The sequence below is a fragment of the Oscillibacter hominis genome, from assembly GCF_014334055.1.
In the GTDB taxonomy this organism is placed as follows: domain Bacteria; phylum Bacillota; class Clostridia; order Oscillospirales; family Oscillospiraceae; genus Oscillibacter; species Oscillibacter hominis.
This window is the reverse complement of sequence record NZ_CP060490.1, coordinates 791,377-811,761: the sequence shown is the minus strand read 5'-3', so window position 1 is coordinate 811,761 and position 20,385 is coordinate 791,377. Positions and strand designations below refer to the sequence as shown.

Sequence of the window (20,385 nt, the reverse complement as noted above, 5' to 3'; positions counted from 1 at the left end):
GAAGGATGCTGGATAGGGCATCCTTCGGTAGAAGCACCAATCCTTTGTGTATCATGTGATACAACATTTTTTATAAAAGAAAGGAACAGAAAAACATGAAGAATGCAAAACACTGGTTATCGGTGCTTCTTTCCGTAGCGGTAGTGCTCACAATGGCAATCACCCCTGCTATGGCAACTGGCACTGATGACAGCAGTGCGGCGACTATCACTGTTGAGACTGTGACAAAAGCAGTTACAGCGGGTGAGGAAGTCACACTGAATGTTTCCCTTGCGGACAACCCGGGCTTTGCTGGCCTTGATTTTACCGTTGTGTATGATCAAAACAAGCTGGAATTGAAGGACGTTGTCAAAGGAGCCCTGCTCAGCAATGGTTTCTTTACGCCCAATGCAAAACAGAATAAAGTAGTCTTTGCTAACACAGAACTCCTTAGTGGCGATGGTGCACTGTTTACTCTGAAATTCATTGCTAAGGCGGATTCGGATAATGCTAAGGTGGACATCGAAAACAAAGGATTTACGGGCATACAAAATGAAAGTTTCCAAGTGAATATCATTCCCGGCGGAGTGAATGTGCCTGGCAGCACGACCGGTGGCAGCACGACCGGCGGCAGCACTACCGGCGGCAGCACTACCGGCGGCAGCACTACCGGTGGCAGCACGACCGGTGGCAGCACTACTGGTGGCAGCACTACCGGCGGCAGCACTACTGGCGGCAGCACTACCGGCGGCAGCACTACCGGCGGCAGCACTACCGGTGGCAGCACTACTGGTGGCAGCACTACCGGTGGCAGCACTACTGGTGGCAGCACGACCGGCGGCAGCACTACCGGCGGCAGCACGACCGGCGGCAGCACTACCGGTGGCAGCACTACCGGCGGCAGCACTACCGGCGGCAGCACTACCGGCGGCAGCACTACCGGCGGCAGCACGACCGGCGGCAGCACGACCGGTGGCAGCACGACCGGCGGCGGCACGACCGGCGGCGGCACGACCGGCGGCGGCACGACCGGCGGCGGCACGACCGGCGGCGGCAGCACCGGCGGTGGCGGCAGCAGCTCCGGAGGCGGTTCCAGTTCTTCCACCAGACGCTATGACGTCTCCGCGCCCTCTGTCAAGCACGGCGATGTGACCGTTGACCCCAAGAACGCCAAGGCGGGCGATACCGTGACCATCACCGTCAAGCCCGACAGCGGCTATGAGCTGGACACCCTGACCGTGAAGGACGCCAGCGGTAGCAAGATCAAGGTGAAGGACAAGGGCAACGGCAAGTTTACCTTTACCATGCCCGCCTCCAAGGTGACGGTTTCCGCTGAATTCGCTGAGATCAAGGCCATGGACTTCGTGGACGTTCCCTCCAGCGCCTATTACTATGACGCTGTGAAGTGGGCCGCTAAGGAGAGCATCACCGGCGGTATCGGCGGTGGTCTGTTTGGCCCCGACCAGCCCTGCACTCGCGCTCACATTGTGACCTTCCTGTGGCGCGCCGCTGGCTCTCCCGAGCCTAAGAGCACGGTTAGCTTCGCGGATGTTCCCGCAGACAGCTACTACGCCAAGGCTGTGGCCTGGGCTGTGGAGAATGGCATCACGCTGGGTACCGGTGACGGCACCTTCAGCCCCGATGCCACCTGCACCCGCGCCCAGAGTGTGACGTTCCTGTACCGCGCGCTGGGCACCGCGCCCAGCACGGCGAACGGCTTCACCGATGTGGCGACTGATGCTTTCTATGCTGATGCAGTGGCCTGGGCTGTGGAAAACGGCGTGACCAACGGCACGACGGACTCTACGTTCAGCCCCGACAACGGCTGCACTCGCGCCCAGATCGTGACCTTCCTGTTCCGTGCCTATCAGGGCAAGTAAGGGAAGCGACTGACGGGTAACCCAAAGTGAATCAGAACGGCGGCTCGGAATCAATGATTCCCTGCCGCCGTTCTTTGGTAAGCTGTGTAAGTGCTCAGTAACCACCCGGTAACGTAAGCGTCAATTCCAGCGGCGTCTATACAGGCGAGGGTAAAGTGACAACTGCACCTACCCACGAAAAAACAGGCGTCAAAACTTACACCTGTGGGATTTGCAAGGCCACAAAGACGGAGAGCATTCCCAAATTGGTAAGCAGCGGCAGAGTCAGTAGTGGTGGCGGTAGCAATAATATCCCTGGCGGTTAGTTACACTCGACGCCTATACCGTCAAAGCTGAGGGCGGCTGGACACACATAGGACAATAACGTGCTGCGGTACATCAAAATAAACAGGGGCTGTCCCAGAACAAATATTCTGAGACAGCCCCTGACGCTATTTACTGTAGTAAAATGGTCTGCTAACGGCAGTAAATCCTTCCTTGCCGGTAACCACCACATTGTTCGCGCCACTGGCGCAGTGGATGATCATGATATTACCGCCGCTGTCAAAGCCGCAAACAATGCCGACATGGCTGTCACCCGGATAAAAGACAAGGTCTCCCGGCTGGGCGTCACTCCAAGCAATAGGCGTACAGTAGCTGTGCTGCGCAGTGGCCCCGCCGCCATGCCCAATGACGTATTGTCCGCCGCTCTGGTTGTAGAATACCCAATCCACCATTCCCGAACAATCCAGTCCGAAGGGCCGCACAGTGCCGGTGGTGGAGCTGCCCTCGGCTGTGACCTCCATCGGCATTCCCCAGCGGGAGTCCCAGCCGATTACCAAAGATTTTCCTCCCCAAAAATAATGGACTCTGCCCAAGAGCTGATATGCTGTCAGCACAACTTCTCTGCGGGCCTCGCTGAGATCGGCGGGGAGGTTTTCCATGATCTTCGCTACCTCGTCGGGACTCAGCTCAATGTCCTGGTAGCTACCGGTGAGCGCCGCGAACAGTTCCTGATACTCCGGCTGCATCAGTTCCTCCAACAGCTTGTGCTGCTCGGCGTTGAACCGATACTCGTCCGCCATTTGCAGATGATCCTTGACTGTGACAGTGATGTGCAGGATGACGGTATCGCTTTCATCCTTGTCGCCTGAGATGGTTTCCACCCAATAAGAGATGGCGTTCATATCCCAGAAAATCTGCCGCAGAATATCCAGCTTTTCTTCCGTCAGCGTCGCCACCTCGTCCGGCGACGATGCATCTGTCGTTGTCCGCACAGCATAAACAGCCAGCACATCCCGCCAGTTAGAGATCATGGCGGCGCTGCCCGCGTTGTCCATATCCAATTCATCATGCGGATTCTCCGCCTTGATCTGCTCGATGCGGTCTGTAAACTCTGTATTCAGCATAGTCACAGCCTCCGGCATCGTATATCTGGTGCCGCTGTCCTCGCCGGAAAAGAATATCCCAAACGGTGACGCGACCAGGAGTCCGATCAGGCAGATAACTAACACCATCGAGAGGACCGTACTGCCGCCAGCCATCATCGCCGCCGCAAGACTTCTGGCGGCGGACAGGATGGCCCGCAGCGCCCGTCCTGCCGCCTGGGATGCTTTCTGCGCCGTGGCCTGCACCGCTTTCGCGGCTTGCTGATACCGCGTTGTCTGCACCGCTGCTTCCCGTGCGGCATGGGCGTTGCTTTGCAGCATGGCCGCCTGCTTCTGTGCGGACTCCAAAGTTTTCGCTGTATCAGCCATCTTCCGGGAATGCGGTGAAGCGGAGACGATGTCACGTTCCACCGCCAAGTGGTCCTTCCGCGCCGATTTGGGCAAGCTGCTCATCGTCCGCTCTTTGATGCGAGGAGCCTGTGCTGAACGTTTCCTGTCGGGTATGGCGCTGCCGCCCCCATCTGAACGCAAGGCTTGTGCCGTCTTGACCTGGCGGCGCGATACGGCTCTTTTTTGTTCTGCCTGCCATTGGGCGGCTTTGCGCCCGCGTTCCTCCATGAATACTCTCTGTCCCTGCCGCTGCGGATCTGCTGCCACTGTGACCTGTGTCTCTGTTTGTGCGCCGATATAGATATCTTTTGTCTTGACCTTGGCGGCTTTTTGTGCGGCGTTCTGACGTGCCTGCTGCCGTCCATGCTCCGCAGCGGTCTGCGTCTGCGGCCCGGCAGAAGTGGTATCTTTTCCCTTGATAGCAGAAGGCTTCTGCACTGTGCCATCGGCAGCAGGAGTGCCGCCCTCTGGCGCCTGCTCCTGCGGTTTCTTCTTCCGCTGCCGGGTGAGTTCCTTTTCGGCGCGGTGCAGGCCGCTGGCGGCGGTGTCCTCAATGGCGTCGCCGCCGTACTCGTCTGCCTGCCCGTGCTGGGCCGTATCCCGCAGCTGCGTCCGCAGCCGCTCAGAGCCGTCGTCTAAGCCTTTGCGCAGCAGTTCTCTGGGTGTCGATACCGCCTTTTCTTTAACGCGCTGTGAAAGCGCGGGCTTTTCCTTGACCTTCTCCATAACAGATCAAGCGGCAAGGTCGGAGGGGCGGGTCGTCATCATCTGATACAGCCTGGTGTGGCGGGGAAAACTGTCCACGAAGGGCACGATGGCGCTGCCACATTTGATGAGTCCCCGACCGGAGTCCACATTAGTGATATAGGAGAGCTGATTATCCGAGATGTTCAGCAGGCGCGCCAGCTCCTCCCGATCTGTGGCCGCTTGGTTCAGCATGATGAGGAATTCACTGTTTGCCAGCATGGTGCGGGCCGTGTGGGACTGCAGCAGGTCCTCGATATTCTGGCTGATCCCCGTTCCGCAAGCCTGATACTTTCTCATACGTTTCCACAGGGTGAAGAGGAAATTGGCGCTGTACTCATGCTGGAACAGCAGATAGATCTCATCAATATAGATCCAGGTGTTGCGCTTCAGCCCACGGTTGCGGATGATGCGGTTGAAGATGCTGTCCAGCACCACCAGCATCCCCACCGGCAGAAGCTGCTTGCCCAGATCCCGGATATCGTAGCAGAGGATACGGGCATTGGTGTCCACATTGGTGGGCTTGGCAAAGGTGTTGAGACTGCCGTCCGTAAACAACTCAATGGCCAGCGCCACATCCTGTGCTTCCTTTTCTGGCTGGCGGAGCAGCTCCGCGTGAAAGTCCTGCAAGGTGGGGACCGCGCCGTGATAGCCGCTGCGGATATAGTCCCGGTACACCTGCGCGGTGCAACGGTCGATGACGGACTTTTCCTTGGCAGACAGCTTGCCCGCCCCAATGAGCTGTTCACAGAGGGAAAGCAGGAACTCGGATTTCAGCACCACGGGGTTCTCTCCATCCCCATAGCCCTGCTCCATATCCATGGCGTTGATATGGTTGGGTGAGGTGGCGGAGATATTGATGACCTGACCGCCCAGCCCTTCTACCAGCGGGCGGTACTCGGATTCAGGGTCGATGATGATAATATCATCGTCGGTAGACAATGCCAGTGACACCATTTCCTTCTTGGCGCTGAAGGATTTACCGGAGCCGGAGACGCCCAGAATGAATGCGTTGCCGTTGAGAAGCTGCCTGCGGTCCGCCACGATGAGATTTTTGCTGATGGCGTTCTGCCCGTAGTACACACCGCCACGATCCCAGATCTCCTGGGCCTTAAAGGGCATGAGAACAGCCAGCGCCTCGGTGGTGAGCGTGCGCAGGGCATCGATGCGGCGCAGGCCCAGCGGCAGCGCCGTCACCAGCCCGTCCGCCTGCTGCCAGTTCAGTGTCGTAAGCTGACAGAGGTGCTTGCGGGCAATGGACTGGAGCGTTTCCGTATCACTGTCCAGCTCTTCCTTGCTGTCTGCCAGATGCACCAGCGTCACCACGGCAAACATCATCCGCTGATCACGGGTAGTGAGATCGTCCAGCATCTCACGGGTCTCCTTGCGCTGCTGCTCCAGATCGTAAGGTACAACGGCAGAAAAGTTATTGTTAGCGTTCTGCCGGCGCTGCCAGTTGGTCACATTGGTTTCCACACCCAGCAGGCGGTTCTGCATCTCCCGTACCGCCTCATCGGTAGGGACAGGGATGATATCAATGGACAGCATAAGACTTCGGTTCAGGCTGGTAAGCTCATTGATCATGGAATCCTTAATGTAGCTGGCATACTCCTTCAAAAAAAGCACCCGGCCATATTTACCGCCCATGATAAAGTGATCCTTTTTGAATTCCATGCTGTCCGGGCAGATGGCGTCCTTGAAGGAGCGCCCATTTTTCATGTTCTCCCGGAGGTCAAAGCGAAACTCGCTTTCCTCTCCCACACGGTAGAAATCATGCAGGATGTGGAGACGGTCTGCCGCGTCCAGTTCCTCGCAGTGGGAGTCCATGTGGTTCAGACGGGAAGAGGCGTCATGGACCGTGCGGTCAAAAAATGCGCGGGCTTCCTCCACATTTTTCTTGTGGACGGACAGGGTGATGTAGCGTTCCTGCACCACACTGTTGGAGGAGTCCGTCACCTTATCCAGCAGCATGGCGTTGTATTCCTTGCGCCCGCCGTCCAGATCATCGCCCTTGGGCGGGATGAGGATCTCCTGCTCAAAATTGCGCCGATCCAGGCGCTTATTGTTGATGGTGATTTTTGTGGTGGAGCCGGTGTCCAGTGCGTTCAGCAGCTCGGAATAGCTGAGAAACATGGCTGTCTTATCCTCTTTCGAGGCGATGGCATAATTGATGTCGCTAAAACGCAGTGTTTTAGAATACTTGCTGCCAAATTGAAAGACCCCATCCGGCCAGATGCGGCGGATGGGGATGATGTCCTGTACAGATCTCGGAACCGTAAATCTTTCTTTGTCCTGCTTCAGTGTATTTTGCAGAGTTTTAATCAAGTTTGAGAGCCTCCTTTATCGTTGAATTTTCCAGAGCTTTGGCGTATATGTTGTCCGATTTGAACACGAGCCTGCGGGGAAACAGGAATTCCGAGCGGATATACGCGAGCAGAAAACGTTCCAGCGTCATGCCGTTATACTGAAAAAAGCCGCCCAGGGCAAAGGGAAAGGCTGCAAGCACGCAGACCCAGCCGATCTCCCCATTCCCCAGCACAGGGCGCAGGCCGAAATATACGCCCACTGCCACGGCGACCGCCAGCAGTGCGAACAGCAACTGCCGCAGGGACAGGCCGAAAAATAAACTCTCCTGGTAATTTCGTACTTCTTTGTTGATGCGGACCTCCAATGGATCACCTCCGAGTTTTTTCTGAGTTTTGCTGAACAGACTCTTGCTTTGTCTGTGCAGTCATGGTACTATGCCACAAACCCGATGAAGGAGGTCGTGACACATGATCGCTTTTTTGATGATCGCCGGACTTGGCGTCCTGGCGCTTCTCTCCCGGCTGGCCGCGCTGACGCGGATGACCATCCCACTTTTGTACACCGTGTCCATGCTGACGGTGTTCCACGGCTGGTACCGCGCCCATACCGTGCTGGCAGACCGCATCCTGTTCGTCCTTGTAGGGCTGGTAGTACTGTCCTGGCTGCTTTCGCTGATCCGCTTTGTCTGCGATCTTGTTATGCAGGCACGGGATGACGCTGCCGCTATGGAGGATTTCTCCTACCGTGTTCGCAAAGCACGGGAGAACGGCGAAGACACCGTCAGCACTGAGGGTCTGTGGCGCTGAATCAGCCAAGGCCCATCAGCTCCCGAATGATGCGGTCGCTCATCTTGATCGCGCCCACCAGCACCAGCATATTGAAGATCAGCTCGCCCACATAGTTCCACACGATGGTGGCTGCCGCCAGCGTATCGTCCGCGATGGCGGGCGGGGACGATGCAAAGGCGGAGAAGATCACACAAGCCAATACAATGACACAGCCCTCCAGACAGATGGCGGCATAGCTTTTCAGAAAGGCTACGCCAATACTGCTGGAGGGCTGTCCTGCGAAGCTGGCCAGCGGGATAGGCGCGATGGCCGTGGCGATGTAGAGCTTAAAAAAGCGGCTATACACCGTCAGGATCATGACAAGGGAGAGCACCCAGATAAAGAGCGAGCCCAGCAGCGTCACCGCCCAAAGGGGGATGGAGTCAATAAAGCCCACATCCTCGATGACACTCACCAGCTCGTCCGGCAATGTTGTGGCAGACATCGCCGTCAGCCCGGAGGAATCCATGATGGTCGTCACCATGCCCTGGGCAACGCGAAACGCACCGGTCATCAGCTCCATGCCCCACGATACCGCCGCCTGCGCCAGCACAAAGCGGATGAAGCATTTGAAGGCCACCTCCGGCTTTTTCATCTCGGCGAAGCTGCCGCAGGTCTTGACCACGCCCATGACGAAGAACAGCACCAGCAGCGCATAGCCTACAGCCTTCAATCCATCGTTGATATTCACGATGACATTCCAGACACCGCCGCCCTTGAAGGACTCCGGCGAGGTGCTGATGAGCTGCCAGATCTCTGCCAGCCTTCCGTTCCACATTTCCAGCGCGGAGTTTAAGTTGTCTACGATCCAGTTTCCACTTCCCATTCAAAATCACCTCCTACGGGAAGAACAGGGTGAACGGTATCATGCCGTTCACCCTGCCGCGTTTTTCAGCCAGTGATGAGAGTGAGGATCTCCTTGGTGAAGGTAATGACGATGCCGCCTGCCACCGTCAGCATACCGTTGGCGCGCTGAGAGGGGTCATGGCTCTTGAGGGACAGTCCCACCTGCAGGATGCCGAAGCCCAGCAGGATGAGACCAATGGCGCGGATCAGCGAGAAAATGAAATCAGACAGGTTGTTGACCACCGTCAGCGGGTCATCTGCCGCCAGCGCAGGCACCGCGGTGACTGCCAGAAGCAGGGCGACACAGGCAAAGACGGAATAGACCCGCTTTGCCTTTCTCTCAAAATTTTTGTTGTTCAAATCATGTTTCATGCTGCAGCATTCTCCTTTTCATTGTCAAAATCAGTTTGGAACAGCGGCTCTCCCGGAATAGGAGGCTCCGCCGTCCCGTGGTGGATGTAGGGCGGTGCGCCGCCATCCATCGTATAGCGGATGGCGGGATGCTCCATGAGCTCATACTTTTCGTCCATCACCGGCCGTGTGCCGCGGATGAACAGGATGCAATACCGGTTATCCAGCATCCGCACCTCGTCCGGCGTCAGCAGTTCTCTGCCGCTCATCTGGAAGTTAGTGGAGTAAGACCCGGACCGCCCTTTGGTCTGCCCGTGGGTCTTTGTGTCAATGGTGGACTTGCCCAACGCCTCGGAAATGTACTTGTGGGTGCTTGCCTCGTTGCCGCCCAGATAGAGCAGCGTGTCCGAGTTGCCTGGGATTGTTTCCCAGGAATCCTTGTATAGTTCCTTGATCTGTGCCATGTTCTGGATGATGGTACTGCAGGAGATGTTGCGGGAGCGCATGGTCGCAAGCTCCCGCGGCAGCCCCGGCAGATTGACCGATGGAGCCTCGTCCAAAATAAAGTGGACATGGCACGGCAGCGCCCCATGGTGGATCTGGTCTGCACAGTAGTAAAGCGTCTGGAATATCTGGGAGTACAGCAGGCTGACGAGGAAGTTGAAGGTCGTGTCATTATCCGGGATCACGGCATACAGAGCGCACTTTCGCTCTCCCAGCGTGTAGAGATCCATGTCATCATGGTCGGTGACAGCTTTGATCTGCGGCAGATTGAAGGGTGCCAGCCGCACAGCGGCAGACACCAAAATGCTTTTCGCTGTCTTGCCCGCAGCCTGCTTGAAAACCTTATATTGCCGCAGGGCAACGCTTTCCGGGTTCTCATACTCCATTGCCCGGAACAGCAGATCCAGCGGGGAGACATACTCGTCATCGTCCTCCTTCACTTCGGCATATTCCAGCACGCGCATCACCATGGAAAAATTCTGCTCGTATTCCGGCGCTTCCTGGAACAGCATGAGGATGATGGCCTGCAGCAGTGCTGTCTCGGACTTCGACCAGAACGGATCGGACTCGTGACTGCCCTTGGGCGTCGTTGCCTGGATCAGCGTGTTGACCAGCTTCAGCGCGTCCTTCTCATCCCGCAGATAGTGGAACGGATTATAGCCGTCTGACTGCGACAGATCCACCAGATTCAGCACTCGGATGTCGTATCCCTGCCGTTTCAGATACCCTCCGGTGGCGGTCAGTACCTCCATTTTCGGGTCCGTGATCACATAGTTGCTGTTGGCTTCCAGAATGTTGGGCTTGACATAGCCGCGGGTCTTGGCGGCGCCGCTGCCGCCAATGACCAGCACATTGAGGGAGCGCCGATGCTTGTGGGTATCCAGCCCCAGCCGCACATGGCGGGTGAGGATCTTGTTCTGCTTCTGCCGGAACTGCACATTGAGCTGCCGGGGCGAGCCCCATGCGGCGGAGCCGTGTTCCTCTCCGTCCCGTGTCCTGCCCTGTCCGGAAGCATAGAGACACAGCCCCATGAAATACGCGCCGGTGCAGACGAGAATGGACAACAGGCTCTTGTCTGTCCATTGGATCTGGAAGGGTTGTTCCAGCGCGGCGGTTAAGTTTGATAGCAGCTCCGGCAGACCGCCGCCAAGGGACTGGGCGATCAGCAGCGCCGCCCATATCACAGGGATATAGAGGAACAACGCAAGTACCAGATCCGTTGTTTGGGATGTCTTTTTCAGCCGCATCACCTCCTGCATAAAAAATACGAGGCCGGCAGAGCATTCCACTCTGCCGGCCTTACTGACGAAACGGCTTTCTTACTTTGTCCTGTCCGGTCGTACTTTTTGACGGATCTTTTCCTTGGCCGGGGCAGACTTCTGCCGGGTATCCAGCTGCGCCTGATAGCCTTTCAGCCGTTCCAGAACCGAAGGCCGCTCATTCGACATCGTCCCGGCAGCCGTTTCCCTGCCGCTGGATGAGGTCGATCTGCCTTTGGTATCTGGCAAGTCTGTTCCCGACCGAGATCCTTTTTTTGGCGTCACCTCCTGCCGCTCGCCCACAGGCGGCGTTACAGGCGTTTCTTCCTGCCGGGGGCGTTCCTGTTCGCACTGCGGCGCCTCCTGTCCCACACGGGCTTCCTGCTCCTTAGAGGGGGCATCCTGCCGCGCCTGCTCCGGCTGCCCGGTATATCGGATGCGCTCAAAGATCATATTGGCGCGGTCGATCTCCGTTACCGGCATGATCACATCCACGACTTTTCCCTTGTTATCCGAATCACGGATGGCAGAGAACAGGATCTTCTGTTTTCCTGCCCGCTGCCTGAATTGCTGATACTGTTCCGGTGACATGGAAAATCGCCGCACATCGCGGGTCTCCTTCAGCATCTTGACCAGATTGACTTTACCGGAAATGGTCTTGTGGTTTTTCGCCAGCGCCATGGTGAGCGCCAGCATATTTTTGATGGCGGAGCCGCTCAGCCGGACAGCGACCTCGCTGCCGGAGAGCATCATGCGTACCAGCTGGTCCGCCGCTTCACCGCCTCCGATGTTCATGCTCCCGCACCTCCTTCTGGTGTTCTTCTGTTTTCTGGATGTCCTGCTCCATTGCAGGCGTCTGCTGGCAGATTTCCCGACAGAGCTTCCACTTTTCCCGCTCCGCCCGGATCTTCCGATTCACCTCTGAGAGCTGTTCATACACTTCTGTCTTTTCTTTCTTCAACACCTCCTGCGGAATGCCGCTGTCCTCCAGCAGCTTCACGGCTTTCATATACTGCTCAAACTCCTGCTCCATGCCGGTGAGCCCTTCCTCGTATAACGCCCTGCTGGGTTCCAGCGCCTCCGCGTCTGCCAGCGCCGCATAGAGCGGCTGGCGTTTCTTCTTCCGCACATTGAGGAGGGTCCGCTGCTTTGTCAATCTGCCCAGCGTTTCCTCTGTGCGTTGTTCGAATGCCGCCATGTCAGCAGGCGTTCTGATGTCATTTTCCCGCAGGAACGCGAACTGCGCCTGGTACCGCTCAAAGTGCATGACCGCCTGCCGCAGATGCGGCGTCATGCGGGGCGGATACTGCCGCTTTTCGATCTTGCCCAGCAGATAGAGATAATGGACATAGAGAGCAAGGAAGCCGCTGTACTTGGGATGCTTCCGGTACGGCTGATACGCCAGACGCGCAGGCAAGACAGGCCGCAGTCCCGCTTCAATCTGTTCCAGGTTGCCCTGGATGGCAGCACGGATTCCGTCCTCTGTGAACAGCGGATCTCGCCTGCCGGGGTACTGGAAACGATCCTGTCCCCGCAGGCGGAAGCCGAGCCTGCCTCCATGATGGATCTCATACCCCTTATGCTCCATGAGCAGGAAGAAGTGGCCGAGGTCGTTGGCGTCCCGGATGGCATCCCGCAGATCTGCCTCCAGCATGGAGCGGAAGGTGGGCTGCCCCTTGGACTGCCGCAGCCACTCAATGTAGCTGACCGACCTGGCAGGCTCGCCCTGCACGATGACGGATAATCCATGCTCCCGGCAGAGCCGGTCTGAAATGGCACGGATCTGCTGGTAGTAGCTTCGGGCGTTGCTGTGGTATTTTTCGCCGGTAAATTGATTGACGGAATTGAATATGATATGGGCGTGGATGTGTTCCCGGTCTGTATGGATGCCGATCACCGCTTGATATCCCGGCAGATGCTCCCGCACGAATTCCTGCGCGATCTCCAGCGCCAATCCCGGCGTGATCTCGCCTGGACGGAAGGACTGGATGATATGATAGAGCTGCACTCCGTCTGTTTTATTCCAGCGGATCTTGGCATCCTGCATCTCGGCGCAGGCGCTTCCGATTGAGCACCCCTGCGTGGCAGTCAACACCTGTTCCTCCGTCTTGTCACCGTTGACCACATAGGCAATGGCCTGAGCCAAACCGCCTCTGCGGGCAAGGATTTTTGTGACTGCCATTACTGTTTCACCAATTCTGTCATTTTTGTCTCTATCGTCCGCATCAGGAATTTCAGTTCCCTGACATCCTCTTTTGTTGCAAAGCCGGCGTTGGCTTTGCGGGCGATCTGATTGATGTTATTGCCGATGTGGTTGATCTCCACATACAGGTCGTGAAGCTCCTGCGGCGGCCGCTGACGGATGGTAACGCCGCCGATCATCTCCCGGATCGCCGCGCTGACCGGCAGGCCGGAAACGGCGCAGATCTGCGACAGCTTCCTGCGCTCCGCGTCCGTCAGCCGGACGGAGATCATGTGTGTTTTTCCGGGCATATCGCCCTCCTTTCCCGCGGCGCTGCCGCAAAATCTTCCGCCCGCAGGCGGCATTGGGGACTGGGGATGCCCCCAGCAAGCGCGTTTGTCATACAAACGCTATGCTTGCGCCAGCGCCGCCCACGGCGGCGTTGGCTGTTCCCCGCCGATGGCGGGGCGCTTTTTGAGAGGTAGGTTGATTCCAATACAGGCGGACACGGTCCGCACCTTTTCCAGAAAAAAGAAATGTCTGGCAGCAGCGCCAGACATCCGGTTTCGCAGGGTCCTTCCGCACAGGGTGTCAATGTAACACCCAAAATAGAAACGGCAGGGTGTCATCAAGACACCCTGCCCGTTCAAATATTGAATCAACGCTCGATCTCTTCCGTTTTCTGCCTGCTGTTTCGTGCAGTAGTTCGAGCTGCGTCGAAAGGAAGGACGAACGAATCCTTCTACCTGTTGATAATAGCTCGTCTGTTCCTCTACAAAGAATGCCACAAGAGGCGCATAGCAAGTGCTGTTGCCACACAGCGCAGGCTCAGGCGGCGCACGCCAGTTCCTTCCGAATACGTTCCCGTGCCAGCTCCGCATAGGTGTCTGTGACTTCGATGCCGGTGGCGGTATAGCCCTCCTGCACAGCCGCCAGCACCGTGGTACCGCTGCCGGCAAAGGGGTCCAGAATATGCCCGCCCGGTTCCGTAATCTTCACAATGTCCCGCATCAGCTGCAGCGGCTTCTCCGTCAGATGGATGCGGCTCTGGGGATTGCCGTATTTGAACACCCCCGGCAGACACGGGACCGGACGGCTGATGGGCATATCGCCGTTGGAGCCCCAGACGATATACTCCGCCTGCTGACGGAAGCGCCCCTTCTGCGGGCGGCTGTTGCCCTTATCCCAAACTGCGGTGCCGCGCCAGATCCAACCGGCCCACTGGAGAGCGTCTGTCGCCGCGGGAAGCTGCCGCCAGTCGATGAACATACATACCGGCGCACCGCTCTTGCATACCTTTCGCGCTTCATACAACCACTCCGCCGCCCAGCGGGTCCAGGAGCGCTGGTCCTTGGCGTCCCCATCGAAAGGGGGCGGTGCGTTCTCGCCCATGCTGGAATACTTTCTGGCTGTGGATTTGTTTTTCTCCGTCTGGGTGCGCCCACCGGACGCATAGGGCGGATCGGTGATGACAGCGTCAAAGGTGTTGGGGGCAAAGGTCCCCAGCACCTTCAGGGCATCACCCTGGAGGATGCTCCATTTCTGATTATCGCTCATGCTCATGCTTCTCCTTCTTTTTCGTTCGATTTTCGCGGGGCGGAGACAGCTCCGTTTCCACATATTCGCTGATGATTCCCAGTGCTTCCTCGTAGCTGTGGCACGCTCCGCCCATGATGCGGGTCTGCATTTCCTTGGCTTCTGCCGCCATGCCATTCTGCCGAAGAACTCTGGCGGCAATACCCATCAGATGGAAGATGTTGCCGTCCTGCCCCAGCAGAGGGCAGAGAGGGCGGGGGTTCTCCTGCCGGACGGAGCGAAACTCGCCCAGCCTGTTGGGAACATAGTCAGAAAGCCATGTGCCGCCGAATGCGCCGTGGGTCTGCAAACGCCACATCGCCAGTTTCCCCATGTCCACCTGAATGTCCTCGAAGGGGAACAGCAGATTGGTGAGTCCATCGTGCTGAAAAACCTTGACCGTCTCAAAGCGGTTGCCATTCTGCAGGATGCCGTCCTGCGTCAACAGGTCATTGATGCCATCCAGCCACTCCTGCGCCTCTCCGCCGCAGCCCTGCAGCACCAGTCCCTCCTGATGCTCCATATCCCGCAGATCGTCCGCAGTGATCCTCTCAATTGGCATTTATCTCTCCTTTCTTTTGGGATGCCGTGCAGGCGGCGTCCGGCCAATGGTCTTCTGATCCGTCAACACGGGGATGCCCAGCTCGCCGGCTTTGTATATCTCCTGCCACATCCCATCCGTCCAGACCGGACCGTACACATTCATCTGCTGACAGGATTCCAGCAGGCGCAGTCCCATCGCCCTGGCTTTTTCATCCTGGGCGGGATCGTCGGGATCTGCGACAGGCGGGAACAGCAGGTGCGGACAGATAGGGATATTTCCCTCCGCAAACACCTCCTGCGCTTTCTGCCGCGCAAACTCCACATTGTTTGTCACATCGCCCCGCAGCGGAGCACAGATATAGACCAGCTTGGGGCCGCTCCGTTCCAGCTCCGGCGTGCGCTCCCGGAATGCGGACAGATACTGACCGACGGCATCCCGCAGAGCGGCATAGTCCGCGGCAGTGGGATGATAGGCGTACCATTCCACTTTTCCGTAGTCATCCCACAGGTGGGGAATGACGCCGCTGCGGAAGTTGGGATTGTTCGGCACCTGCTTTTTACCCCAGACATCCTGAAAGCGCAGCAGCGTCCGGTCCACCACGCCCTCCGTGCGGTTGAGCACCGTGAGGCGGATGGCGTCATATTGGCTGGAGATATGGGTAGAGAGAAACTCCACCCGTACACGCAGGTCCTTTCCGAGATCTCCCACGCACACACGCCCGGAGAATTGAGGCCGATCCACGAGATCGCTGTGTTCAAACAGCTTTCGCAGCTCCTGCTCATACACGGTCATCGCTCCACACCTCGTTTCTTTAGCGTTTTTGTTTTCATAGGACTTACTTCTTTTTGCAGAGGTTTCAAGGTCTCACGCCCGATGCCGCGGATCACGCTGCGGCTCTTGCCGCTCAGGACAAAGGTATCCCTTGTATCGTTGCGGACTTCCTCGCAGGGCAGGATCACGGCAGAACCGGTGATGCGGATATCCCCCTGCACCGTGCCATACACCTTGCAGTTGCCGGACAGGATGGGAGTCCCCATCGTATGGGGATCGTGAATGATCTGCGCGTTTCCGGAAGCCAGTGCTTTTCCGGTCATGGAGGCCCCGCGGAGATAGGCGTTGTCCTCGGCGTGGCTGTGGCCGCTCATCACGCTGCCTTTAGAAACATAGGCGCTGCCACAGGCAATGGCGTCGCCCCGCAGACAGGCATCCCGATCCACATAGGCGTCACCCGCTGCAATGGCGTCATCGAAGATCCACGCGCAGTCTCCCGGCTCCGCGGACAGGTTGCTTTCGCTTTCCACGAAGCCACCTATGTCGCCTGCGCGGATCTCGCCGCAGATGTCCCGCAGCGCGCGGATGCGGTGCAGGAACGGATATTCCTCATGGGCCATGTCTGTGATCTCATATTTTTGATTGCTGATGGTTCTCATCTCCTTTTCCTTTTTTATGCCGCTTTTTGGCACAGGGCATCTTCTTTTCGGAATGCCGCATCGATGTCGGAAAAGCGCTCCGTGCGGTTGAATTTCTCGGACACCTTTCCCGGCATGGCCTGCAGCTCCAGCATTCTTGCCCACAGCTCCGGATGGTGGTCATAAAGGTGCCGCAGTTCCTTCCGCTTGGCATTCGGGCAGAACCAGCAGCCGCCACGGTCTGTGAACGCATAGACAGGTGAAAGCAGCCCTGCCGTTTGGCAGAGCTGCTTTGCATCCTCTTCGGTGTAGTGATATTTTTCCAGCAGGGACACCTGATCTCCCTGCAAGCGGCGCAAGCGCACCGGCTCATCGCTGGCGATGCCCACATACTGCACAGTATCCGGCGTCAGAGTCCTATTATACCGGCGGATGGGACGGAGCTTACAGTCCCGCTGAACGTAGCAATGCCCGCACAGAGGGAATCCGCGCCGAAGTCCTTTTTTCGGACCGCGGGTAACTGTTCCTGCAAACAAATCCAGATAGGTCTTATCCGAACGCAGCACACGGACCGGGATGCCCAACCGTTCCAGTCTGGGGAGCGCAGTCTCATAGATGAATGCCCGATGCTCCGGCACCTCGCCGGAGGTCCTTTTATCGAACATCACCTCACAGTAGACCGCTTCATCCAGCGGTTCCCCGTGCTCCAGCGCCAGCAGGATCGTGGCAAGGCTGTCTTTGCCGAAGGAGCAGGACGCAATATGCAGGGTGTTCTTCTTTTCTTTTGAAATCATGATCATCCTCTCTGATTCTGTTTTTGCTGGCAGTATTGTCAGCAGGTGGGGAGTCTGCTATAATAGCGCATATCATTTCCAGTCATTTTTAGATATGAAGGAGACGAAATACGATGAATAAAACAGAACTGATCACCGCCATGGCGGAAGCCAGCGGCCTTACCAAGAAGGACTGCGACACCGCTCTGAATGCGTTTGTCGACACGCTGCAGACTGCGTTGAAGTCCGGTGACAAGGTACAGCTGCTGGGCTTTGGCACCTTCGAGGTGAAGGAGCGCGTCGCCCGCACCGGCAAGAATCCCGCCACCGGAGCCACCATTGAAATCCCCGCTTCCAAGGCGCCGGCTTTCAAACCCGGCAAGGCGTTCAAGGATTCCGTGCAGTGATAACACGCCCGCGAGAGACCATCTCTCGCGGGCCTTTTCTGTTATCGGTGCGATACGCCCATGTCCTTGGCACGACAGGCACATTCCAGCACCTCTGTCATATCCGTGCGCTCCCAGGGCGCGTCCGCATGGGTGAAGTGACCGTAATTGCAGAACTTTTGGAACATAGGCTGATCCAGTCCCAGCGTTCCGATCATGCCGTCCGGCGTCAGGTTGAATACCGTGCGGACTGCCTGCTCCAGCACGTCATCGGAATAGATGCCGGTATGCTCCGTATCCACCGTCACCGCCACAGGCTGTGCCTTGCCGATGGCATAGGCAAGGCTGATGGTGCAGCGCTTTGCCAGTCCTGCCGCTACGATATTCTTGGCAATGTAACGGGCCATGTACGCGCCGCTGCGGTCCACCTTCGTTCCATCCTTGCCGGACAGCGCGCCGCCGCCATGAGGGACGAGGCCGCCGTAGGTGTCCACCATCAGCTTGCGCCCGGTGAGTCCGGTGTCCGCTTCAAAACCGCCCTGGACAAATCGACCGGAGGGATTGACCAGCACTTCGGTATGCTCGTCCAGCGGAAGTTCCTGCATGGCGGGTCGGATCACATGGCGCAGGATGTCCCGGCGCAGTTCCGGCAGGGGCAGTTCCTCCTCATGCTGGCAGGATACCACCACTGCGGCAACGCGGTACGGGACTCCAGAGCGGTATTCCACAGACACCTGTGCCTTGCCGTCCGGACGCAGGCCGGGGATGATGCCCTGCCTGCGGGTATCGGTCAACAGGCGGGCCAGTCGATGGGCCAGCACCACAGGTAGGGGCAGCAGCTCCTTTGTTTCATCGCAGGCAAAGCCGTACAGGATTCCCTGATCTCCTGCGCCGGTCTCCGTGCCGCCGCACACAGCTTCCGCAATGTCGGGACTCTGCTCATGGGTGATGACCTCCACTTCATAGTCGCTGCCGCCGTATCCGGCTTCCCGCACCGTTCTGCAAATAATGGCAGGGATATCCGGAATCTTCGCTGCCGTGATCTCACCTGCGGCGATGATCTTTCCGGCTGTGGCCATGACCTCACAGGCAACGCGGGCAGCGGTGTCCTGCGTAAGACAGGCATCCACCACCGCGTCCGCGATGGTGTCGCAGAGCTTGTCGGGATGTCCCTCGGTGACTGACTCAGCGGTCAGAATGCAGTTATCTTTCATGTTCATGTTTCTCCTTTTTCATCGGTTTCTTATGTGCCTCCGGCTGTTTCGGAACAGAAAGGATCATTTCATGGCTGTATTTGTCCTGATACTTTTCGATCTGCTGCTCCGTCAGCGAGGCAAAATCATCCTCTTTAAGACCGGCAACAAAAAATGTGCCGCAGACAATGTCATACGGCACACCGTGATCATCGGTCAGGGTGCGGTTCCACGGCAGGCCCAGCAGCTTGCCCTCGTCATTACAGACGAGCGCCACCGGGTCATCGAAGGGGTAAACTGCCTGAATGGTGCCGCCTACCAGTTCCTGCATGGCAGAAAGAGTGTGGTCGATCTCCTGCACTTCAGGCATTTCCATGGGGCGCACCACAAGGACTTTCATTTTTTCTGTGCTGATATGGGTTCCTCCTTCTTCAAAAGAAAAGCGGCAGCGACAGATTCCTCTGCCGTTGCCGCAAATGGTGATTCTTATTCTTTTTTGGATGCCAGCGTCCGGGTCTTCAGCAGGGCATTCTCCAACGCCCGATGATCTTCATGCTCCGGCCACCATTGGGGACGCAGGAATCCCAGCGTCGCAGCCGCCCATTCATAATCGGCCCGTTCCAGAGCGCCGCGCATCAGTCCCTGCCGGAATTTCCGGTGCCGTTCCCGCACGGCCGGGTCCACGCTATCCCGGTCCAGATACAGTTCCAGAAAACCGCCGAGGACAGCGGCTTCCTCCATCGTGTAAAACATATCCGCACCCCTCCCGCAAACAGGGGATATTGTAACACAGACCGCGGAAAATGAACACCTCTTTTTTCGCTCCGACTGTCTGTTGCGCGGATACCGCGCCTGTGATACACTGTGCTTACGAACAAAAATATGAGGAGGCTGCTGTGATGATATGGCTTTGGGAGCTTTCATGGCTGTGGAAGATGCTTGGCGTCGCTTTACTGGTTTCCGCGGTATGCGTCGCCGCGGCCGCGTTGATCGGCAAGGCGGCAAAAGTCCGCCCCGGCGGAAAGGCTTTCCTGCTCGTTGGGATCTTGGCCTTTGTGATCTCTATTCTGGTGATCTTCTTTCTTGCACAGACGCCGGCGCTGCTCTGAGTTACCGCTCCGGCCCTCTGTTTCGCTCAGGCGCTCGCTTTGGCTTGTCGATCCTGCCGCTCCATACCTCGTCAATGGTCCTGCTCCACGCAGCCTGTAATGACTCCACCGGCAGGCCGTTGGCTTCAAAGCCTCGCTGGATCACGCGGTAATAATACGGGGACGGCAGTGCAGGCTGGCGGCAATACGGCTCCGCCATGATATAGACCATGACTGGGAGCTCAGCGCCAGCCGCGTCTTTAACAGTCACGGTTTCTTTCGTGTAATGGCGGGGATACCCCTCATACCGATCCAGAGACTGTTCACAGTTTGGCGTGATCTTCCACACCAGTCCGTGGACAGTACTGCCTTTTTTCGGTGCAACGGTAGCGAAGCCGCTGCCGCGGAAGCGCAGTTCGTAGTTTTCAAGCCTGACCGGTCCCACGATCTCGGCGTCCGGACAGCGCTGTGCCATCTGCTCCAGATCAAGGTTGCTGCCGTAGGCAAAATACAGGTTTTCCTCCACGTCACACCTCCAGCAGCTTCAGAGCGCCAAAGCGGTCCAGATGACGGAGCAGGGCTGCCGCCTGTGTCTCCGCATCGCCATCCGGCAGCGGACAGTCCATTCCCGTGGTGCGGATGACATTGTTCTGTACAAACCAGATGTAGGTCTCCACATCCGGGAACTCTGTGGGATCAAAGCTGAGATCCCGAAGCTGTTCCATGATCCCGGCTGCGGTCCCTTCGTACACGGTATCTTCAATTTGAATCTTCAAAGGCT

23 protein-coding genes and 1 pseudogene are annotated in these 20,385 nt (G+C 57.6%); 5 read left to right on the top strand and 19 right to left on the bottom strand.

The features are described from left to right. Positions 1-95 precede the first annotated feature (95 nt). Together H8790_RS14060 and H8790_RS04075 are read left to right on the top strand one after the other, a co-directional pair. Positions 96-524 (top strand): annotated as a pseudogene (locus tag H8790_RS14060) (cohesin domain-containing protein); the annotation flags it as partial. Positions 525-545: 21 nt separating this feature from the next. Beyond that, the gene (locus tag H8790_RS04075) at positions 546-1,859 is read left to right on the top strand and encodes an S-layer homology domain-containing protein (RefSeq protein WP_243208570.1); all 1,314 of its coding nucleotides are present in this window, start codon (positions 546-548) and stop codon (positions 1,857-1,859) included. A 431-nt stretch (positions 1,860-2,290) separates the two neighbouring features. Here the strand turns inward: H8790_RS04075 and H8790_RS13865 are convergent, their stop codons facing one another. From H8790_RS13865 to H8790_RS04060, 3 genes are read right to left on the bottom strand one after another with little or no spacing between them, the layout of a single operon-like run. Further along, positions 2,291-4,342: an NlpC/P60 family protein gene (locus H8790_RS13865; RefSeq protein WP_243208569.1), complete on the bottom strand. Its 2,052-nt coding sequence runs from the start codon at positions 4,340-4,342 to the stop codon at positions 2,291-2,293. A 6-nt stretch (positions 4,343-4,348) separates the two neighbouring features. Next, a complete protein-coding gene (locus H8790_RS04065) occupies positions 4,349-6,685 on the bottom strand; it encodes a VirB4-like conjugal transfer ATPase, CD1110 family (RefSeq protein WP_187333657.1) in 2,337 nt (778 codons plus the stop codon). Continuing rightward, positions 6,678-7,031 (bottom strand): PrgI family protein, encoded by a 354-nt coding sequence (locus tag H8790_RS04060; protein WP_075704031.1) that lies wholly within the window; start codon positions 7,029-7,031, stop codon positions 6,678-6,680. Before H8790_RS04060 ends, H8790_RS04065 begins: the two co-directional genes overlap by 8 nt. A 103-nt stretch (positions 7,032-7,134) precedes the next feature. Here H8790_RS04060 and H8790_RS04055 point away from each other — a divergent pair, with 103 nt between their 5' ends. Continuing rightward, positions 7,135-7,473 (top strand): hypothetical protein, encoded by a 339-nt coding sequence (locus H8790_RS04055; RefSeq protein ID WP_187333656.1) that lies wholly within the window; start codon positions 7,135-7,137, stop codon positions 7,471-7,473. 1 nt (position 7,474) lies between these two features. Here H8790_RS04055 and H8790_RS04050 read toward each other — a convergent pair whose 3' ends face one another. The 11 genes from H8790_RS04050 to H8790_RS04000 form a co-directional block, all read right to left on the bottom strand. Next, positions 7,475-8,320, bottom strand: coding sequence for a hypothetical protein (locus tag H8790_RS04050; RefSeq protein WP_187333655.1), 846 nt, complete (start codon positions 8,318-8,320; stop codon positions 7,475-7,477). A gap of 65 nt (positions 8,321-8,385) precedes the next feature. After that, the gene (locus H8790_RS04045) at positions 8,386-8,712 is read right to left on the bottom strand and encodes a formate hydrogenlyase (protein ID WP_187333654.1); all 327 of its coding nucleotides are present in this window, start codon (positions 8,710-8,712) and stop codon (positions 8,386-8,388) included. Next, positions 8,709-10,442, bottom strand: a complete 1,734-nt coding sequence (locus tag H8790_RS04040; RefSeq protein ID WP_187333653.1) for a VirD4-like conjugal transfer protein, CD1115 family — start codon at positions 10,440-10,442, stop codon at positions 8,709-8,711. Before H8790_RS04040 ends, H8790_RS04045 begins: the two co-directional genes overlap by 4 nt. A 72-nt stretch (positions 10,443-10,514) precedes the next feature. Continuing rightward, on the bottom strand, positions 10,515-11,249 hold the full coding sequence (locus H8790_RS04035; protein ID WP_187333652.1) for a DUF3801 domain-containing protein: 735 nt from the start codon (positions 11,247-11,249) through the stop codon (positions 10,515-10,517). Next, positions 11,230-12,636 carry a relaxase/mobilization nuclease domain-containing protein gene (locus tag H8790_RS04030; RefSeq protein WP_187333651.1) on the bottom strand — a complete coding sequence of 469 codons (1,407 nt, stop codon included), beginning with the start codon at positions 12,634-12,636 and terminating at the stop codon, positions 11,230-11,232. Before H8790_RS04030 ends, H8790_RS04035 begins: the two co-directional genes overlap by 20 nt. Beyond that, positions 12,636-12,947 carry a plasmid mobilization protein gene (locus tag H8790_RS04025; RefSeq protein ID WP_187333650.1) on the bottom strand — a complete coding sequence of 104 codons (312 nt, stop codon included), beginning with the start codon at positions 12,945-12,947 and terminating at the stop codon, positions 12,636-12,638. Before H8790_RS04025 ends, H8790_RS04030 begins: the two co-directional genes overlap by 1 nt. A 517-nt stretch (positions 12,948-13,464) precedes the next feature. Beyond that, the gene (locus H8790_RS04020; protein ID WP_116722050.1) at positions 13,465-14,193 is read right to left on the bottom strand and encodes a DNA-methyltransferase; all 729 of its coding nucleotides are present in this window, start codon (positions 14,191-14,193) and stop codon (positions 13,465-13,467) included. Then, positions 14,183-14,773, bottom strand: a complete 591-nt coding sequence (locus H8790_RS04015) for a hypothetical protein (protein ID WP_118624448.1) — start codon at positions 14,771-14,773, stop codon at positions 14,183-14,185. Before H8790_RS04015 ends, H8790_RS04020 begins: the two co-directional genes overlap by 11 nt. Further along, positions 14,774-15,547, bottom strand: coding sequence for a DUF7768 domain-containing protein (locus H8790_RS04010; RefSeq protein WP_118624450.1), 774 nt, complete (start codon positions 15,545-15,547; stop codon positions 14,774-14,776). It lies immediately after the preceding gene. Beyond that, complete coding sequence (locus tag H8790_RS04005; RefSeq protein WP_118624578.1) at positions 15,544-16,185, bottom strand: hypothetical protein; 642 nt, start codon at positions 16,183-16,185, stop codon at positions 15,544-15,546. Before H8790_RS04005 ends, H8790_RS04010 begins: the two co-directional genes overlap by 4 nt. Before the next feature lie 14 nt (positions 16,186-16,199). Then, positions 16,200-16,958, bottom strand: coding sequence for an adenine nucleotide alpha hydrolase family protein (locus H8790_RS04000; protein ID WP_118624452.1), 759 nt, complete (start codon positions 16,956-16,958; stop codon positions 16,200-16,202). A gap of 113 nt (positions 16,959-17,071) precedes the next feature. On the opposite strand from H8790_RS04000, the gene H8790_RS03995 reads away from it, so the two are divergent. Beyond that, on the top strand, positions 17,072-17,344 hold the full coding sequence (locus H8790_RS03995) for an HU family DNA-binding protein (RefSeq protein WP_118624454.1): 273 nt from the start codon (positions 17,072-17,074) through the stop codon (positions 17,342-17,344). A 41-nt stretch (positions 17,345-17,385) separates the two neighbouring features. Here the strand turns inward: H8790_RS03995 and metK are convergent, their stop codons facing one another. From metK to H8790_RS03980, 3 genes are all read right to left on the bottom strand, one after another. After that, positions 17,386-18,537, bottom strand: a complete 1,152-nt coding sequence (metK, locus tag H8790_RS03990; protein WP_118624456.1) for a methionine adenosyltransferase — start codon at positions 18,535-18,537, stop codon at positions 17,386-17,388. Beyond that, positions 18,527-18,916, bottom strand: a complete 390-nt coding sequence (locus tag H8790_RS03985) for a DUF3846 domain-containing protein (RefSeq protein ID WP_118624458.1) — start codon at positions 18,914-18,916, stop codon at positions 18,527-18,529. The genes metK and H8790_RS03985 overlap by 11 nt, the downstream gene beginning before the upstream one ends. 86 nt (positions 18,917-19,002) lie before the next feature. After that, positions 19,003-19,269: a hypothetical protein gene (locus H8790_RS03980; protein ID WP_118624460.1), complete on the bottom strand. Its 267-nt coding sequence runs from the start codon at positions 19,267-19,269 to the stop codon at positions 19,003-19,005. Positions 19,270-19,415: 146 nt separating this feature from the next. On the opposite strand from H8790_RS03980, the gene H8790_RS03975 reads away from it, so the two are divergent. Then, positions 19,416-19,625, top strand: a complete 210-nt coding sequence (locus tag H8790_RS03975; protein ID WP_118624462.1) for a hypothetical protein — start codon at positions 19,416-19,418, stop codon at positions 19,623-19,625. A gap of 1 nt (position 19,626) precedes the next feature. Here the strand turns inward: H8790_RS03975 and H8790_RS03970 are convergent, their stop codons facing one another. Continuing rightward, positions 19,627-20,130 carry a gamma-glutamylcyclotransferase family protein gene (locus H8790_RS03970; RefSeq protein ID WP_227152332.1) on the bottom strand — a complete coding sequence of 168 codons (504 nt, stop codon included), beginning with the start codon at positions 20,128-20,130 and terminating at the stop codon, positions 19,627-19,629. A gap of 1 nt (position 20,131) precedes the next feature. Further along, positions 20,132-20,380, bottom strand: coding sequence for a hypothetical protein (locus tag H8790_RS03965; protein WP_118624464.1), 249 nt, complete (start codon positions 20,378-20,380; stop codon positions 20,132-20,134). Positions 20,381-20,385 lie beyond the last annotated feature (5 nt).

Coding starts and splice junctions, on each gene's coding strand:
- H8790_RS13865 (WP_243208569.1), bottom strand. CDS start 4,342: ATGGAGAAGGTCAAGGAAAAGCCCGCGCTTTCACAGCGCGTTAAAGAA.
- H8790_RS04055 (WP_187333656.1), top strand. CDS start 7,135: ATGATCGCTTTTTTGATGATCGCCGGACTTGGCGTCCTGGCGCTTCTC.
- H8790_RS04050 (WP_187333655.1), bottom strand. CDS start 8,320: ATGGGAAGTGGAAACTGGATCGTAGACAACTTAAACTCCGCGCTGGAA.
- H8790_RS04045 (WP_187333654.1), bottom strand. CDS start 8,712: ATGAAACATGATTTGAACAACAAAAATTTTGAGAGAAAGGCAAAGCGG.
- H8790_RS04040 (WP_187333653.1), bottom strand. CDS start 10,442: ATGCGGCTGAAAAAGACATCCCAAACAACGGATCTGGTACTTGCGTTG.
- H8790_RS04035 (WP_187333652.1), bottom strand. CDS start 11,249: ATGAACATCGGAGGCGGTGAAGCGGCGGACCAGCTGGTACGCATGATG.
- H8790_RS04030 (WP_187333651.1), bottom strand. CDS start 12,636: ATGGCAGTCACAAAAATCCTTGCCCGCAGAGGCGGTTTGGCTCAGGCC.
- H8790_RS04025 (WP_187333650.1), bottom strand. CDS start 12,947: ATGCCCGGAAAAACACACATGATCTCCGTCCGGCTGACGGACGCGGAG.
- H8790_RS04020 (WP_116722050.1), bottom strand. CDS start 14,193: ATGAGCGATAATCAGAAATGGAGCATCCTCCAGGGTGATGCCCTGAAG.
- H8790_RS04015 (WP_118624448.1), bottom strand. CDS start 14,773: ATGCCAATTGAGAGGATCACTGCGGACGATCTGCGGGATATGGAGCAT.
- H8790_RS04010 (WP_118624450.1), bottom strand. CDS start 15,547: ATGACCGTGTATGAGCAGGAGCTGCGAAAGCTGTTTGAACACAGCGAT.
- H8790_RS04005 (WP_118624578.1), bottom strand. CDS start 16,185: ATGAGAACCATCAGCAATCAAAAATATGAGATCACAGACATGGCCCAT.
- H8790_RS04000 (WP_118624452.1), bottom strand. CDS start 16,958: ATGATTTCAAAAGAAAAGAAGAACACCCTGCATATTGCGTCCTGCTCC.
- H8790_RS03995 (WP_118624454.1), top strand. CDS start 17,072: ATGAATAAAACAGAACTGATCACCGCCATGGCGGAAGCCAGCGGCCTT.
- metK (WP_118624456.1), bottom strand. CDS start 18,537: ATGAAAGATAACTGCATTCTGACCGCTGAGTCAGTCACCGAGGGACAT.
- H8790_RS03985 (WP_118624458.1), bottom strand. CDS start 18,916: ATGAAAGTCCTTGTGGTGCGCCCCATGGAAATGCCTGAAGTGCAGGAG.
- H8790_RS03980 (WP_118624460.1), bottom strand. CDS start 19,269: ATGTTTTACACGATGGAGGAAGCCGCTGTCCTCGGCGGTTTTCTGGAA.
- H8790_RS03975 (WP_118624462.1), top strand. CDS start 19,416: ATGATATGGCTTTGGGAGCTTTCATGGCTGTGGAAGATGCTTGGCGTC.